The sequence below is a fragment of the Micromonospora sp. NPDC005174 genome, from assembly GCF_040608495.1.
Taxonomy (GTDB): domain Bacteria; phylum Actinomycetota; class Actinomycetes; order Mycobacteriales; family Micromonosporaceae; genus Micromonospora.
On sequence record NZ_JBEXIJ010000009.1, the window covers coordinates 123,566 to 138,754 of the forward strand.

13 protein-coding genes and 1 pseudogene are annotated in these 15,189 nt (G+C 71.2%); 8 read left to right on the top strand and 6 right to left on the bottom strand.

Features of this window, described 5'->3' with window-relative positions; all coding sequences use genetic code 11:
• Positions 1-5 precede the first annotated feature (5 nt).
• The 6 genes from ABZU91_RS13315 to ABZU91_RS13340 all read left to right on the top strand — a co-directional run bounded on the left by ABZU91_RS13315 (position 6) and on the right by ABZU91_RS13340 (position 8,540).
• Positions 6-803: a TIGR03084 family metal-binding protein gene (locus tag ABZU91_RS13315; RefSeq protein WP_355238626.1), complete on the top strand. Its 798-nt coding sequence runs from the start codon at positions 6-8 to the stop codon at positions 801-803.
• Positions 800-2,464, top strand: a complete 1,665-nt coding sequence (locus tag ABZU91_RS13320; protein ID WP_355238629.1) for an acyclic terpene utilization AtuA family protein — start codon at positions 800-802, stop codon at positions 2,462-2,464. Before ABZU91_RS13315 ends, ABZU91_RS13320 begins: the two co-directional genes overlap by 4 nt.
• Positions 2,461-3,657, top strand: a complete 1,197-nt coding sequence (locus ABZU91_RS13325; protein WP_355238632.1) for an acyl-CoA dehydrogenase family protein — start codon at positions 2,461-2,463, stop codon at positions 3,655-3,657. Before ABZU91_RS13320 ends, ABZU91_RS13325 begins: the two co-directional genes overlap by 4 nt.
• Positions 3,654-5,255 carry a carboxyl transferase domain-containing protein gene (locus ABZU91_RS13330; RefSeq protein ID WP_355238635.1) on the top strand — a complete coding sequence of 534 codons (1,602 nt, stop codon included), beginning with the start codon at positions 3,654-3,656 and terminating at the stop codon, positions 5,253-5,255. The genes ABZU91_RS13325 and ABZU91_RS13330 overlap by 4 nt, the downstream gene beginning before the upstream one ends.
• 127 nt (positions 5,256-5,382) lie before the next feature.
• Positions 5,383-7,380 carry a biotin carboxylase N-terminal domain-containing protein gene (locus ABZU91_RS13335; RefSeq protein WP_355238638.1) on the top strand — a complete coding sequence of 666 codons (1,998 nt, stop codon included), beginning with the start codon at positions 5,383-5,385 and terminating at the stop codon, positions 7,378-7,380.
• On the top strand, positions 7,377-8,540 hold the full coding sequence (locus ABZU91_RS13340; protein WP_355238641.1) for an acyl-CoA dehydrogenase: 1,164 nt from the start codon (positions 7,377-7,379) through the stop codon (positions 8,538-8,540). The genes ABZU91_RS13335 and ABZU91_RS13340 overlap by 4 nt, the downstream gene beginning before the upstream one ends.
• A 131-nt stretch (positions 8,541-8,671) precedes the next feature.
• Here ABZU91_RS13340 and ABZU91_RS13345 read toward each other — a convergent pair whose 3' ends face one another.
• Positions 8,672-8,866 carry a DUF397 domain-containing protein gene (locus tag ABZU91_RS13345; RefSeq protein ID WP_355238844.1) on the bottom strand — a complete coding sequence of 65 codons (195 nt, stop codon included), beginning with the start codon at positions 8,864-8,866 and terminating at the stop codon, positions 8,672-8,674.
• Between the two features lie 12 nt (positions 8,867-8,878).
• Positions 8,879-9,742, bottom strand: a complete 864-nt coding sequence (locus tag ABZU91_RS13350; RefSeq protein WP_355238847.1) for a helix-turn-helix transcriptional regulator — start codon at positions 9,740-9,742, stop codon at positions 8,879-8,881.
• 468 nt (positions 9,743-10,210) lie between these two features.
• On the opposite strand from ABZU91_RS13350, the gene ABZU91_RS13355 reads away from it, so the two are divergent.
• A complete protein-coding gene (locus ABZU91_RS13355) occupies positions 10,211-10,489 on the top strand; it encodes a hypothetical protein (RefSeq protein ID WP_355238644.1) in 279 nt (92 codons plus the stop codon).
• A gap of 19 nt (positions 10,490-10,508) precedes the next feature.
• Here ABZU91_RS13355 and ABZU91_RS13360 read toward each other — a convergent pair whose 3' ends face one another.
• Positions 10,509-11,645, bottom strand: coding sequence for a hypothetical protein (locus ABZU91_RS13360; RefSeq protein WP_355238647.1), 1,137 nt, complete (start codon positions 11,643-11,645; stop codon positions 10,509-10,511).
• The gene (locus tag ABZU91_RS13365) at positions 11,642-12,583 is read right to left on the bottom strand and encodes a transporter substrate-binding domain-containing protein (protein ID WP_355238650.1); all 942 of its coding nucleotides are present in this window, start codon (positions 12,581-12,583) and stop codon (positions 11,642-11,644) included. Before ABZU91_RS13365 ends, ABZU91_RS13360 begins: the two co-directional genes overlap by 4 nt.
• A gap of 169 nt (positions 12,584-12,752) precedes the next feature.
• On the opposite strand from ABZU91_RS13365, the gene ABZU91_RS13370 reads away from it, so the two are divergent.
• A complete protein-coding gene (locus tag ABZU91_RS13370) occupies positions 12,753-13,094 on the top strand; it encodes a hypothetical protein (protein WP_355238653.1) in 342 nt (113 codons plus the stop codon).
• On the opposite strand, the gene ABZU91_RS13375 is transcribed toward ABZU91_RS13370, so the two are convergent.
• Together ABZU91_RS13375 and ABZU91_RS13380 are read right to left on the bottom strand one after the other, a co-directional pair.
• Positions 13,081-14,586, bottom strand: a complete 1,506-nt coding sequence (locus tag ABZU91_RS13375; RefSeq protein ID WP_355238656.1) for a protein kinase — start codon at positions 14,584-14,586, stop codon at positions 13,081-13,083. The genes ABZU91_RS13370 and ABZU91_RS13375 overlap by 14 nt on opposite strands.
• A 177-nt stretch (positions 14,587-14,763) precedes the next feature.
• Positions 14,764-15,162, bottom strand: a pseudogene (locus ABZU91_RS13380) (hypothetical protein); the annotation flags it as partial.
• Positions 15,163-15,189 lie beyond the last annotated feature (27 nt).

Consider the following 15,189-nt stretch of genomic DNA (forward strand, 5'->3'; position numbering starts at 1 on the left):
GCACCATGGTCGACCTCAGTGACCTGCTCACGGATCTGGCCGACGAATCCGCGGACCTGGACGCGCTGGTGGCACCCCTGTCGGTGGCCGACTGGGCCCGCCCGACGCCGGCCGTGGGCTGGACCATCGCGCACCAGATCGCCCACCTCGCCTGGACCGACCACGTGGCGCTGCTGGCCGCCACCGACGCCGAGGCGTTCTACGCCACGGTGATGACCGCGCCGGACCCGACCCGCATGGTCGACGCCGGTGCCGAGGCGTTCCTCGCCCCACCCGTCGACCTGCTCACCCGCTGGCGGACCGGCCGGACGGCGCTCACCGACGCGCTCGTCGCGGTCCCGACCGGCGAGAAGCTGCCCTGGTACGGCACCCGGATGTCGGCCACCTCGATGGCGACCGCCCGGATCATGGAGACCTGGGCACACGGCGAGGACGTGGCAGACACCCTCGGTGTCGCCCGCGCCCCCAGTGATCGCCTCCGGCACGTGGCGCACCTCGGTGTGCGTACCCTCGGGCACGGTTTCGCCGCCCACGGCCGGGAGGCGCCGACGACGCCGGTCCGGGTCGAGTTGGTCGCGCCGGGCGGCGGCACCTGGACCTGGGGGCCGGAGGACGCCGCCGACCGGCTGAGCGGCCCGGCCCGGGACTTCTGTCTCCTGGTCACCCGGCGCCGACACCGGGCGGACCTCGCCCTGTTGGCCACCGGCCCGGTCGCCGACGAATGGCTCGACGTGGCGCAGGCCTTCGCCGGGCCGCCGGGCGACGGCCGCGAGCCGGCCGGCCGCGGCGGAGGCACGGCGTGATCCGCGTCGGCAACGCCTCCGGCTTCTACGGCGACCGGTTCACCGCCTGGCGGGAGATGCTCGACGGCGGCGAGTTGGACGTGCTGACCGGCGACTACCTGGCCGAGCTGACCATGCTGATCCTCGGCCGGGACCGGCTGCGTGACGCCGACCTCGGGTACGCGAAGACGTTCCTGCGGCAGGTGGAGACGTGCCTCGGCACGGCCCTCGACCGGGGGGTACGGATCGTGACCAACGCCGGCGGGTTGAACCCTGCCGGCCTGGCCGCCGCCATCGAGGCGATCGTCGGCCGCCTGGGCCTGACCGCGAAGATCGGGTACGTCGAGGGCGACGCCCTCCAACGAGCCGACGCGCTCACCGCGAACGCGTACCTGGGCGCGTTCGGGATCGCCGCCTGCCTCGACGCCGGCGCCGACGTCGTGGTGACGGGGCGGGTCACCGACGCGTCGCTGGTGGTCGGTCCGGCCATCGCGCGGTACGGGTGGGGCCGTGACGATCTCGACGAGCTGGCCGGGGCCACCGTCGCGGGGCACCTCGTCGAGTGCGGCGCGCAGGTCACCGGCGGCAACTTCAGCTTCTTCACCGAGCTGCCCGACGGAGGGCGTCGGCCCGGCTTCCCGATCGCCGAGGTGCATTCCGACGGCTCGGCCGTGCTCACCAAGCATCCGGGCACCGGTGGCGCGGTCACCGTGGAGACCGTCACCGCCCAACTGTTGTACGAGGTCGGCGGGCCCGCGTACCTGGGGCCGGACGTGGTCACCCGACTGGACACGGTGACGCTGCACCCCGACGGGCCGGACCGGGTACAGGTCACCGGTGCGCGGGGCACACCGCCGCCGCCCACGCTCAAGGTGGGCGTCAACAACCTCGGTGGCTTCCGGAACTCGATGACGTTCGTCCTCTGCGGCCTGGACATCGAGGCGAAGGCGTCCCTGGTGCGCGGGCAGATCGAGGAGGCGGTGGGCACGGACGGGCTGGAGTTCACCCTCGCCCGCACCGATCACCCGGACGCCGCCGACACCGAGGCGGCCAGCGCCCTGCTGCACGTACACCTGCGCGACAGCGACCGGACGCGGGCCGGGCGGGCGTTCTCGGCCGCCGCCGTGGAGCTGGCGCTGGCCTCGTATCCGGGTTGCACGCTGACCACCCGGCCCGGCGACGCGACACCCTACGGCGTCTTCACGGCCGACACCGTTCCGCAGGGCGAGGTGGGGCACGTGGCGGTCCTGCCCGGTGGCGAGCGGGTACCGATCGCCCCGCCCGTCCGCACGGCACCGATCACGCCGGACGAGACGGCGTCAGGCGGCGACGCGGCGGTCACCGGTCCGACCCGGCGCGGGGCGCTCGGTGAGCTGGTCGGCGCGCGCTCCGGCGACAAGGGTGGGGACGCCAACCTCGGCGTCTGGGCGCGCTCCGATGCCGGATACGCCTGGCTGCGCGCCTGGTTGACCGTCGAACGGTTGGCCGAGCTGCTGCCCGAGACGGCGAACCTGACCGTCCGGCGCTATGAGCTGCCGAACCTGCGCGCGGTGAACTTCGTGATCGAGGGCCTGCTCGGGGCCGGGGTCGCCGCATCCACCCGGTTCGATCCGCAGGCCAAGGCGCTTGGCGAGCTGCTCCGCGCACGGATCGTCGACCTGCCGGCAGGAGTCAGGCCATGAGCATCGCGAACACCCCGGAGCGCCGACAGCTTCGCGAGTTGACCCGGGCGTTCGTCACCCGGGAGGTGCTGCCGCACCTGGACGACTGGGAGCGGGCCGGCGAGGTCCCCCGGGCGCTGCACGCCACGGCCGCGAAGCTGGGCCTGCTCGGCATCGGCTTTCCCGAATCGGTCGGCGGCAGCGGCGGCGACCTGCTCGACTCGATCATCGTGACCGAGGAGCTGATTCGCGCCGGTGGGTCGTCCGGGCTGGTCGCTGCCCTGTTCACGCACGGCATCGCGCTGCCGCACATGGTCGCCGCCGCCGGTGCCCGTACCGGTGGATCGCTGGGCGGTCGACTCACCGGCGCCTCGTCGCCGGGTGACGACAGCTTGATCGAGCGGTACGTCCGACCCACCCTGGCCGGCACGATGATCGGTGCCCTGGCCATCACCGAGCCGGACGGCGGCTCGGACGTGGCCGCCATCCGCACGACCGCCATCCGGGACGGCGACCACTACGTGGTGAACGGGTCGAAGACCTACATCACCAGCGGTCACCGGGCCGACTTCGTGACGACGGCGGTGTGCACCGACTTCCCCGGCAGCGGTGAGCTGACCCTGCTCGTGATCGACAAGGACTCGCCCGGGTTCACCGTGGGACGCCGGCTGGAGAAACTGGGCTGGCACTGCTCGGACACGGCCGAGCTGTCCTTCGTGGACGTGCGGGTACCGGTGACCAACCGGATCGGCGCGGAGAACACCGGCTTCCTGGCGATCATGCAGCACTTCGCGGCGGAACGGCTGTCGCTGGCGACGCAGGCGTACGCGACCGCGCAGCGCTGCGTGGAGCTGGCGGTGCGCTGGTGTCGGGACCGGGAGACCTTCGGGCGTCCGCTGGTCGGCCGGCAGGTGGTCCGGCACCGGTTGGCCGAGATGCACACGCGGGCCGAGGCGGCCCGGTCGTACGTGCACGAGGTGGCCGCCCGGGTAGCGGCCGGCGAGCCCGTGGTGACCGAGGTGGCCATGGCGAAGAACGTGGCCGTGGCCGCCTGCGACCACGTCGTCGACCAGGCGCTGCAACTGCACGGTGGCTTCGGCTACCTGCGCGACGCCGAGGTGGAGCGGCACTACCGCGACGCGCGAATCCTCGGCATCGGCGGCGGCACCACCGAGATCATGAACGAGATCATCGCGAAGGGCATGGGCCTATGACGATTCTGGACAGCGTGATCGACCCGGCTGCGCCGGGCTGTGCGGCGAACCGGGCGGCCCTGCTGGAGCGGCTGGCCGAGTTGGATGCCGCGCTCGATCAGGCGCGCGCCGGCGGCGGCGAGAAGTACGTGAGCCGGCACCACGCGCGCGGCAAGCTGCTGCCCCGGGAGCGGATCGAACTGCTTGTCGACGCGGACAGCCCGTTCCTCGAACTGTCGCCGGTCGCCGCCTACGGCACGGACTTCCCGGTCGGCGCCAGCGTGGTCACCGGCATCGGCGTCGTCGAGGGCGTGGAGTGCCTGATCGTCGCCAACGACCCGACGGTACGCGGCGGCGCGGTCAACCCGTGGTCGCTCGCCAAGACCCGGCGGGCTGGCGAGATCGCCCTGGCGAACCGGCTGCCGATGGTCAACCTGGTCGAGTCAGCCGGGGCTGACCTGCCGAGCCAGGCGGAGATCTTCATCCCCGGCGGTCGGGTGTTCCGTGACCTGACCCGTCTGTCGGCGGCAGGCATCCCCACCGTGAGCGTGGTGTTCGGCAACGCGACGGCCGGTGGGGCGTACGTGCCGGGGATGTCCGATCACGTGATCATGATTCGGGACCGGTCGCAGGTCTACCTGGCCGGGCCACCGCTGGTGAAGATGGCGACCGGCGAGGTCACCGACGACGAGTCGCTGGGCGGCGCGGCGATGCACGCCGGCACGTCCGGGCTGGCCGACTACCTGGCCGAGGACGAGCGGGACGGCATCCGGCTGGCCCGACAGTGCGTACGCCGCCTGAACTGGCACAAGCACGGCCCTCCTCCTCGGACAACCGTGCCGACGCCGCCGAAGTACGACCCGGAGGAGTTGCTCGGCATCGTCAGCTCCGATCTGAAGGTGCCGTTCGACCCGCGTGAGGTGCTGGCCCGCATCCTCGACGGCAGCGACTTCGACGAGTTCAAGCCGGCGTACGGGGACTCGCTGGTCACCGGTTGGGGCGAGCTGCACGGTTATCCGGTGGGCGTGCTGGCGAACGCGCGCGGAGTGCTGTTCAGCGCGGAGGCGCAGAAGGCGGCCCAGTTCATCCAGCTCGCCAACGCCTCCGACACCCCCTTGATCTTCCTGCAGAACACCACCGGCTACATGGTCGGCACCGAGTACGAGCAGCGCGGCATCATCAAGCACGGCGCCCTGATGATCAACGCGGTGTCGAACTCGACGGTGCCGCACCTCACGGTGAACCTCGGGGCCTCGTACGGGGCCGGCAACTACGGCATGTGCGGCCGGGCGTACGAGCCGAGGTTCCTGTTCACCTGGCCGAACGCCAAGTCGGCGGTGATGGGCCCGGCGCAGCTCGCCGGTGTGCTGTCGATCGTGGCTAGGCAGGCTGCCGCCGCCCGTGGCCGGGATTACGACGAGGACTCCGACGCGGCGATGCGGATGATGGTCGAGCAGCAGATCGAGTCGCAGTCGGGTGCGCTGTTCCTCTCCGGCCGACTCTACGACGACGGGGTGATCGACCCTCGGGACACGCGTACCGTCCTCGGGCTCTGTCTCTCGGCGATCCACAACGGACCGGTGAAGGGCGCCGACGGCTTCGGCGTCTTCCGGCATTGACCCCTGAGCGCGAGGAATGCAGCGAAGCGGAGTCCCGCAGTCGCGAACAGAAAGCAGGCACCGTGAGCGCGAGGAATGCAGCGAAGCGGAGTCCCGCAGTCGCGAACAGAAAGCAGGCGCAGCGCTGATGATCACCAGACTGCTCGTGGCCAACCGGGGTGAGATCGCCCGCCGGGTCTTCGCCACCTGCCGGGCGATGGGCGTGCAGACCGTCGCCGTGCACTCGGACGCGGACGCCGACGCGCCGTTCGTCGCCGAGGCCGACCAGGCGGTCCGGCTACCCGGTGACACTCCCGCCGAGACGTACCTGCGGGTGGACCTGATCCTGGCGGCGGCCCGGCGCAGCGGCGCGGACGCCGTCCATCCGGGCTACGGGTTCCTCGCAGAGAACGCCGATTTCGCGGCGGCGGTGACCGACGCGGGCCTGACCTGGGTCGGGCCACCGGCCAAGGTCATCGCCGCGATGGGTGACAAGCTGGCGGCGAAGGCACTGCTCGCCGAGGCGGGCGTGCCGATGTTGCCGAGCTGGACCGATGCCGACGAGGTCACCGACTTCCCGGTGTTGGTGAAGGCGTCCGCCGGTGGCGGTGGCCGGGGCATGCGGATCGTCCGGGACGTCGCCGCGCTTGCCGAGGCCGTCGCCTCCGCGCGCCGCGAGGCGGCTGCGGCGTTCGGCGACGGCACGGTCTTCATCGAGCGGTACGTCGAGCGTGGCCGGCACGTCGAGGTGCAGATCTTCGGGGACACGCACGGGACCGTGCACGTCCTCGGCGTCCGGGAGTGCTCGATCCAGCGCCGCCACCAGAAGATCATCGAAGAGGCGCCCGGTCTCGTGGCGGCCGAGGTGCGGGAGCGTCTGCACGAGGCGGCCTTGGCTGCCGGGCGAGCTGTCGACTACGTGGGCGCGGGCACTGTCGAGTTCCTGCTGACGCCCGACGGGGCGATCTACTTCCTGGAGATGAACACCCGGCTCCAGGTGGAGCACCCCGTCACCGAGCTGGTCACGCCGGGCGGGCTGGACCTGGTCCGCTTGCAGTTGCTGGTCGCCGAGGGCGAGCCGCTGCCGGCGCAGCACCACGACTCCGACACCCGCGGCCACGCGATCGAGGTGCGGCTCTGCGCCGAGGAGCCGGCGCAGAATTGGCGGCCCGCCACCGGCACGCTGCACCGCTTTCACGTGCCCGGGGTCGACCGCGAGTTCCGCTGGATCGAGCGGGCGGGTCTGCGTCTCGATTCGGGAGTCGTAGACGGTTCGGCGGTCGGCGTCCACTACGACTCGATGTTGGCGAAGGTGATCGCCTGGGCACCCACCCGTGGCGAGGCGGTTCGCGCCCTGGCGGGCGCGCTGGCGCGGGCCGAGCTGCACGGGGTGGCGACCAACCGCGACCTGCTGGTCCGGGTGCTACGCAGCCCCGAGTTCGCGGCCGGCGAGATCGACACCGGTTTCCTGGACCGGCACCCGGAGGTCTTCGCCCCGCTGCTCCCCGCCGACCGACTCCCGGTCACCGCGCTCGCCGCCGCGCTCACCGGTGCCGCGCGGCGTCGGGAGGACGCTCCGGTCCTCGCCGGGCTCCCCTCCGGCTGGCGTAACGTGCCGGCCGTCCCACAGGTCACCCGTTTCGGCGGCCCGGACGGCGAGATCGGGGTGCGCTACCGCCTCGACCGCACCGGCCGGCTCGCCGAGTGGTCGGTGGAACGCGACACCGACGACCGCGACACCGGGGCGTCCACCGTGGAGTTGGTGGAGGCCACCGTTGACCGGGCGGTGCTCGACGTCGACGGGGTTCGGCAGGCGTTCCGCGTACACCGGGTGGGGTCGCAGGTCTTCGTGGACGGCCCGGACGGGGCGGCGAGCCTGGCCGAGCTGCCGCGTCTCCCGCTGCCGACGGTGGAGCTGGCGGCCGGGTCGCTGCTCGCGCCGCTGCCGGGCGCGGTGACCCGGGTGCACGTCGAGGTCGGCCAGCGGGTCGCGGCCGGCGATCCACTGCTCACGCTGGAAGCGATGAAGTTGGAACATCCCGTACTCGCCCCCGTCGACGGCGTGGTCGCCGAACTGCCGGTGCCAGCCGGCGGTCAGGTGCGGACGGGCGCCGTGCTGGCCGTTATCGAGGAGGACCACCGATGACCTTCGACCTCACCCCCGAACAGGACCAGCTGCGTGACGCCGTGCGGGCGTTGGGCCGCCGGTACGGCCACGGCTACTTCGTCGAGAAGGCGAAGGCCGGTGAGCACACCAGCGAGCTGTGGACCGAGGCCGGCCGGCTCGGCTACCTGGGGGTCAACATCCCCACCGAGTACGGCGGCGGGGGCGGCGGCATCACCGAGCTGGCCATCGTCTGCGAGGAACTGGCCGCGGCCGGGTGTCCGTTGCTGCTGCTGGTGGTCTCCCCCGCCATCGCGGCCACCGTGATCACCCGCCACGGCACCGAGGAGCAGCGCAAACGGCACCTGCCCGGTCTCGCGGACGGCTCGGCGAAGATCGTCTTCGCGATCACCGAGCCGGAGGCCGGCTCCAACTTCCACCGCCTCGGCACGGTCGCCCGCCGGGACGGCGACGACTGGGTGCTCAACGGCCGCAAGTGCTACATCTCCGGCGTCGACGAGGCCGGTCACGTGCTCGTCGTCGCGAGGACCGAGGACTCCTCCACCGGAAAGCTCAAGCCCGCCCTGTTCCTGGTGCCGACCGACGCTGCCGGGCTGACCCGGTCCAAGCTGGACATGGAGATCGTCTCCCCGGAGAACCAGTTCCTGCTCTACCTGGACGACGTGCGGGTGCCCGCCGACGCGCTGCTCGGTGAGTCGTTGGACGCCGGGCTGCCGGCGCTCTTCGCCGGGCTCAACCCCGAGCGGATCACGGTGGCCGCGATGGGCGCCGGCACCGGCCGGTACGCCATCGAGCGCGCCAGTGAGTACACCGCCACCCGCAAGGTCTGGGGTGGTCGGAGCATCGGCTCGCACCAGGGGGTGTCGCATCCGCTGGCCCACGCGGCGGTGCAGGTGGAGCTGGCCCGACTGATGATCCAGAAGGCGGCCACCCTCTACGACGCCGGCCGTGACCTGGAGGCCGGGGTGGCCGGCAACATGGCCAAGTACGCGGCCGGGGAGGCCGCCGCGCTCGCCGTGGACACCGCCGTGCAGGCCCTCGGCGGAGCCGGCATGACCACCGAGTACGGGGTGGCGACGCTGCTCGGCGCGGTACGGGCCGGCCGGATCGCCCCGGTCAGCCGGGAGATGATCCTCAACTTCGTCGCCCAGCACGTCCTCGGTCAGGAGAAGTCCTACTGAGGGCGACGGTTGAGCGCGGCCGAGGTGTCGTGTGGCACGACAACGGGCGTCGGAGCCCATGGGTGGCTACGGCCACGAAGCGCCACTCAGCCCGCGCCTCCCATCCACGCGGACGGGGGGCGTTCGGCCAGTCACCGACGCCTGAGCCCCTGGACGAACGACGACCAGGCGGCCGGGTTGAACGCCAGCACCGGTCCCTGCTGGTCTTTGCTGTCACGGACCCCGACCACGCCGGGCAGGTTGCCTGCCACCTCGACGCACGCGCCACCGTTGCTGTCGCTCCGTGTGGACTTCCGCCACGCCGCGTTAGTGAGGTCCGGGGTCATCATGGTCAACCTCTATTTGATCTCGTCTGCGATCCGCAGGATGAGCTTGCGGGACTCTACCGGCCCGAGGGCTGCCGCCTGGAGGCGATCCCATAAACGAGTGTATGCCCGGACGGCTTCGGGACTGTCAAGGTAGTCGGCGTCGGTGAAGGTTTCGACGTAGATAACGTCCGACGCCTCCCCGAACCGCAGAACGATGAAGTTGTATGACGAGGCTACGTAGGTCGCAGCGTTGAGTGGGAACACCTGCACCGTTACGTTCTTGCGGCGGCTGACCTCTGCGATGTGCAGCAACTGCTCTCGCATGGTCGCCCGGTCACCGAGGTTTCGCCGTAGCGCCGACTCGCTCAGGATCAGGCTCAACTCCGGCCCGTCCTCGCGATCGATGACCGTCTGTCGTTCAAGCCGCACTGCGATCTGTCGATCTACATCGTCACCGTCGATCATCGCTCGGATGTAGGACTCGACCTGAAGAATGCCGGGGATGACTTCGGGCTGGTACCACCGGATCTCTGCCGCATCGGCTTCAAGGTCGAGGTACTGCCGGAACCAGTCCGGGACGACGTTGCGGTAGCCGCTCCACCGCCCACGCTGCCGACCTGCTCGCGCGAGGTCACGCAAGGGCTCGGCTTCGTCGCCGGCCACCCCGTAGAAGTCGAGCAACAGCTTGAGGTCGGTAAGGCGGATGCCGGACTGGCCCAGTTCCAACCGGCTGATCTTGCTCGATGAAGAGTCGATCACGTCGGCGGCTTCATCTTGCGTCTTGCCCGCTGCCTCGCGCGCCCTGCGCAGCTCGTTGCCGAGCCGCCGCCGCTGAATCGTCGGATTGACCATCGCCCGAGTATGGCCGACCTGACGTCGCGTGACGTAGACCATCACGGCGTGTTCCCAAACCGTGACTCCATCCGTACGTTTAACTTGGACTTGCAAGTTAGAGAACCATCTCGGGAGTGCGGATGGGTCGGCATGTGACGTACAGGGAGTACCTAACGGCGGTAGCAATGACCTTGGCTCGCAGGCACAGGCCGGTGTGGTCATGGATCAAGTGGCGGAACGTCTGCAAATGCGGAAACGAGCTGCCCTGCCGCGCCAGACACAAGATCCCGATCAACCGGGGTCACTGGCCAGGTGAGAGCTGATGACGACGCACGGGCCGGTGCTGCCGTTGTGGCTATGTGAGGCGTGCGAACGCCCCTGGCCCTGTTCCACACGCCGCCTGGAGCTGTTGGACGAGTACGCCGCCTCGCCTGTAGCCCTCCGGACTCAGATGGGGTCGCACCTGGTGGCGGCTACGCAGGACATGACCTGGGCTCCTGCCGACGCCGTGTACCGCCGGTTCCTCGGATGGCTGGTGTGAAGCCGGGAGACGTCGTGCTGATCGGGGCGGCCTGCTCGCCGCAGTTCAGCGGGGACCGGGCGCTGATGCTGCGTGTGGTGTCCGTTGGCGAGCCCGACCCCTACCACGACTGGATCTGGGTCACCGGATACGTGCTCGACGCGCGGGGCGACGCCACCGCCAAGCGCGAGGTGTACGTCATGAGGGCCGGGCTGGTCATCCAACGGCGAATCGCCCCGGCGGGTGGTCAACCGAGGCGGTCCAGTTCGCGCGTACGGGTCAGGTAACCCGTGGTGTCGCCGGCGCTCAGCCGGGGGCGCGGCAGGCGGCGTCGATGCGGTGCACCGGGCGTACGCGGCGGCCCAGCCCTTCCAGCATCGAGTCCTCGACGTGGAAGTCGTGGATGCGCAGCCGGTGCCGGGGCAGCTCCTCCTCGCTGGGGCAGAGCACCTGCGCCCGCACGAGGCCGACCGGCACGTACCGGACCCCACCCCGTTCCTGCAGGATCACCATGTTGACGTCGTCGGTGGTCACCACGTGCCCGCGTACGTCCTCGGTCGGGCCGTTCTCGGCACCCACAGTGGTGACGGTGAGCGGCAACACCGGCGTGCTGATCACCGGCAGCGCGGCCCAGACCAGCATGGCCAGCACCGCCACCTCGGTCACCGACGCCAGCGGACGGATCACCACACCGGGCAGCGGCCCGGCGATGAACAGCGCCAGCACCGGCGGAAACACCAGAAGGGCCAGCACCAGCAGTTCACGCTGCGCGCCAGCGTCGCGCAGCGTGGGGAGCATCAGCCACCCGTACCCGGCGAACAGCGCGACGATCGCCAACAGCCGGGGTACGACCCATTCGTGCAACCGCTCCGGCCGGAGCTGGAACGCGGCCACGAACGCCGGCAGCAGCAGCGGCAGGTAGAGCAGGGGCCAGGTGAGCAGGGCCAGCAGGAAGCTCGCCAGCACGAACCACGCCGGGGTGAGGTCCGCCCAGCGGGCGAAGAGCGGGCGGCGTCGGGTGCCCGGCGGCAGGCGCTCCACGCTCACGGCCAGCACCGCGCCGAGCGCGAAGACGGCGACCAGCCCGGTGGAGAGCAGTCGGGCCGCGGTGGTCAGGAACCCCGCGAGCAGGTTGACCGTCCCGACGTTCGCGACCAGCAACAGCGTGGTCTGCAGCTCCCCGCCCGCCTCCACGCCGAGCCGGAGCACCGAGAAGATCGCCGGCACGCCCACGGCGGCGGTCCAGAACGACTGGCTGGCGCGCGCCCGCCGCTCCGTCGGGTCCGACCGCGCCGGCACCGCGTCCGTGGCCGATCCGACGGGTACGGCGCTCGGGCCCTCGTCGGCGTCCGCCTCGACGTGGTCCGGCGGCACGGACGCGCGAGGCGTCGGCACCGGGCCGTCGGCGCTCGCGTCACCGGTCGCGGTCCGCGCCGCGCTCACCGCCGGGGCGCCTTGTCGTCGAAGTCGACAAGCTCCGGTACCTCCAGCGGCTGTGGCTGGCTCTTCTCGACGCGCAACCACGGGCCCAGGGTCCGGTTGTACGCCGTCTGCCACGGGCTGGCCTGCCCATTGCGCCCCTGTAGGTAGCTCTTCTGCAGGAAGAACGCGACCAGGTCACGCAGTGCCGGGTCACCGATCGGCACACCGATGCCCAACAGCTCGCTCGTACCGAAGGGCAGGTCGACGATCTCGAACTCCTTCGGGTACGAGGCGAGGAAGCCCGCGAGGATCGTCTCGTCCGAGCTGACCGCGTCGTACCGCCCGGCGCGGATGCCGTTCACGCAGTCCCAGACGTCCTTCACCACCAACGCCTTGACCTGGCGCTTCTCCAACTCGGTCTCGGTGGTGGAGCCACCGCTGGTGCAGATCTTGTAGGCCGGGTTCCGCAGGTCCTCGATGGTGCGGATCTTGTCCTTCAGCCGGACCGGCACCAGCACCTCCTGCGTGGTGACGAAGTACGGCCCGGCGAAGCTGACCACCTCCTTGCGCTCCTCGGTCATCGAGAAGCTGGACACCACCAGGTCGACGGTGCCGCCCTGCAGGTACGGAATCCGGTCCTCGGTGGCCACCGCCACGAACTCCAACTGCTGCTCGCCCTCGTAGCCGAGAGAGGCGGCGATGAACCGGCCGATCTCGACGTCGAAGCCGACATGCTGGCCGTTCTGGAGGTCGCCCATCAGCGGCTCGTTGGTGGCGACGCCGATGCGCAGCTTCGACTGACCGTAGATGTGCGACTCGCGCATCTTCTCCTGCACGGAGGACAGGTCCGGTTCCTTGCGGCTGTCGCATCCGGCGGCGGCGGCAAGGGTGAGGGTCAGGGCGACCGCCAGCGTCGTCGCGACCGAGCGGAGCCGGGACTGGGGACTGCGTACGTTCATGGGCGACCTCGCTGACGGACCAGCCTGCGGAACACCGAGAGTAGCGAGAGCGGTCCAGTGCGTGTGCGTGCTGTTCGGTCACGTCGGCTCGTCCGTTCGATCAATGCCGATCGGCGTGGCGTATCGCCTCTCCGGTTGACAGCAGCCCGGGTCACGACATGCTGGAAGGGTGAATCGACTGTCCAGGATCGATGCGCGGATGGTGGCGGCGGTCGCGGCGCCGGGAGCCCTCGCGCTGCTCGTCCTGCTGGTCGTCCTGCGCCGGCAGGACCTCGTCGGGGTGGTTCTCGCGCTGCTGTGCGTGCTGCTGACCATGGTCACCGTGGTCGCCGTGTCGGCCGCCCGTCAGCGGAACGAACCGGAGCCGGCGGACCAGCCGAGCCCGACGGGACCGCCGGATCTGATGCCGTACGGGATCGACGCGGACACGCTGGACGCGCTGGACAGCCGGGACGCGTTGCGTGCGGTGCGTGACCGGGGTCGGACGCGCGGCGGGTTCAGCGACCGGTGAGCGTGGGGACGGTGAGCGCGTCGACGCCCCGACCCGCCAGACACCGGAAGACCCGGTCGACGTTGCCGTCCACGGGTGGCAGGACCTCCAGATGCCAGCCGGTCAGCTGGGTGATCTCGGTGGTCAGCCGGAACGTCGTCGCGCTGCACACCTGCCGTACCTGCTCGGCGGCGACCACCTCGTCGTAACCCGCGCCAACGAGCGGCACCGGCAGGATGCCCTCGGCGTACGTCTCCCAGGTGTGCCGGCCGTCGCAGGGGACCCGGGCCGCCTCGGCGCGGGTGCCGCGGATGCGTACCGGGCCGAAGCACTCCAGCTCGGGCAGGCACCGAGCGCCGCTGGGCAGCCCGGTCGGCGCGCCCGCGTCTGTCGAGCAACCGGGCAGCGGCCCGGTCGCCGGTGCCGCGACCTTGGTCACCGAGGGAGACGGGTCGGGCGGCGCGTCAGTGCTGGCGATCAGGGCACCGGTGGTGGCCGAGGCGGCGAGCGCCAGCACTCCGGCGCCTCCGAGGAACCAGCGCCGCCGCCAGCGGCGGCCACCGGGAACGCTGGGGCGGGAGTCCTCGACCGGGGGACGAAGGCCGGGCTGGCCGGTGCCGTACAGGCCGGGGCCGGGCCGGGTCGGGCCCCCGCTGACCGGGGCACCGCTCACCGGGGCGGCCGGCCCGCCGAACGGCAGTGTGGCAAGCAGGTCGTGCAGTTCGAGGGCGGACGGCCGGTCGCCAGGATCGTTGGCCATGCCGAGTCGCAGCACGTCGATCAGCTCGTCCGGCACGCCGGGCAGGCCGGGGATCGGCTGGTTGAACATCTCCAGCACGGTCACCAGGCTGGGATTGCGCTCGGACTGCCAACGTGGCGGTCGGCCGTGCATCACCGCGTAGAGGGTGGCGCAGAGCGCGTACACGTCGACGGCTGGCGACGGCGGGCTGTGGCTGAACATCTCCGGTGGCGCGTACGCCGGAGTGAGCACCTCCAGGGTGACCGACGCGTCCCGCGCCTCGGCCAGCACGGCCAGGCCGAAGTCGGCGAGCACGGCCGAGTTGAAGTTCGAGTAGAGGATGTTGGCGGGTTTCACGTCCCGGTGGAGCACCCCGGCGCCGTGCGAGTGGGCCAACGCGTCGGCAATCTTGATGCCGAGGTCCCGGGCATCCACCGGACCGAGCGGCGAGTTGCGCATCCGCTCGGCGTACGACCCGTCGCACAGTTCCATGATCAGGTACGGGTGCTGGTCGACGGTGACACCCACGTCGAACAGGTCCACCACGTGCGGGTGCGACGACATCCGCCCGGCCGCCCGCGCCTCGCGCAGGAAGCGGGCCTGGTCGCGCTCGCTGTCCAGCGTGCGATTTTCGACCTTGACGGCGACCTCACGGTCGACCGAGATCTGGGTGGCCTGGTAGACGGTCGCGTAACCGCCTCGGGCAAAGACCCGCAAATCGGTCAGACCGGGCACGATCGGCACCCGCAAGCCGCCGGTCGAGGTGTCGGTCACCGCTCGAAAATACCCAACCCCGCCGGTGGCTCAGCGCGCCGCATCCGCCGAAGCGGCACCGGTCGCACCGGAGGTCTCCGCAGCGGCTCCCGTCGACGTGTCGACGCCAGCCGATGCGGACCCGACGGGGGCGGCCGGCGCGGGGTCGGCCGACTCGGCAACGGGGGCGGTCGGCGTGGCCCGGCGGGCGTCCACGCGAAGTCCGATCGCGGTGGCCACGGCACCGAGCCCCTCCCACGCGGCGACGCCGAAGAACCGGTCGGGGGCGATGTCGGCCAGCACGGCGATCGTGAACACGGTGAAGGTGACCAACCGGAAGACCACCGTGAAGCGGTAGAACGGCCGCCACTCGGTGACCGTCGCGAGCAGGTAGTAGACGCCCATGTTGAACGCGGCCATCGACGAGGCCAGCAGGAACGTGCCGGTGTGGTCACCGGGGGAACGCGTCGCCGGCACCTCCAGCCCGAGCATGCGCAACTGCGCCTCCGGCCAGAGCAGCCCGACGGCGCCCATCACGAGCGCGAGAACGCCGAAGACCGCGATGGTCCAGCCGGCGACGGAACGCGGCAGCTTCAAGGTGAGCCTCCCCCAGGCACGGCGACG

Coding starts and splice junctions, on each gene's coding strand:
- ABZU91_RS13315 (WP_355238626.1), top strand. CDS start 6: ATGGTCGACCTCAGTGACCTGCTCACGGATCTGGCCGACGAATCCGCG.
- ABZU91_RS13325 (WP_355238632.1), top strand. CDS start 2,461: ATGAGCATCGCGAACACCCCGGAGCGCCGACAGCTTCGCGAGTTGACC.
- ABZU91_RS13330 (WP_355238635.1), top strand. CDS start 3,654: ATGACGATTCTGGACAGCGTGATCGACCCGGCTGCGCCGGGCTGTGCG.
- ABZU91_RS13335 (WP_355238638.1), top strand. CDS start 5,383: ATGATCACCAGACTGCTCGTGGCCAACCGGGGTGAGATCGCCCGCCGG.
- ABZU91_RS13340 (WP_355238641.1), top strand. CDS start 7,377: ATGACCTTCGACCTCACCCCCGAACAGGACCAGCTGCGTGACGCCGTG.
- ABZU91_RS13345 (WP_355238844.1), bottom strand. CDS start 8,866: ATGACCCCGGACCTCACTAACGCGGCGTGGCGGAAGTCCACACGGAGC.
- ABZU91_RS13350 (WP_355238847.1), bottom strand. CDS start 9,742: ATGGTCTACGTCACGCGACGTCAGGTCGGCCATACTCGGGCGATGGTC.
- ABZU91_RS13355 (WP_355238644.1), top strand. CDS start 10,211: ATGGCTGGTGTGAAGCCGGGAGACGTCGTGCTGATCGGGGCGGCCTGC.
- ABZU91_RS13365 (WP_355238650.1), bottom strand. CDS start 12,583: ATGAACGTACGCAGTCCCCAGTCCCGGCTCCGCTCGGTCGCGACGACG.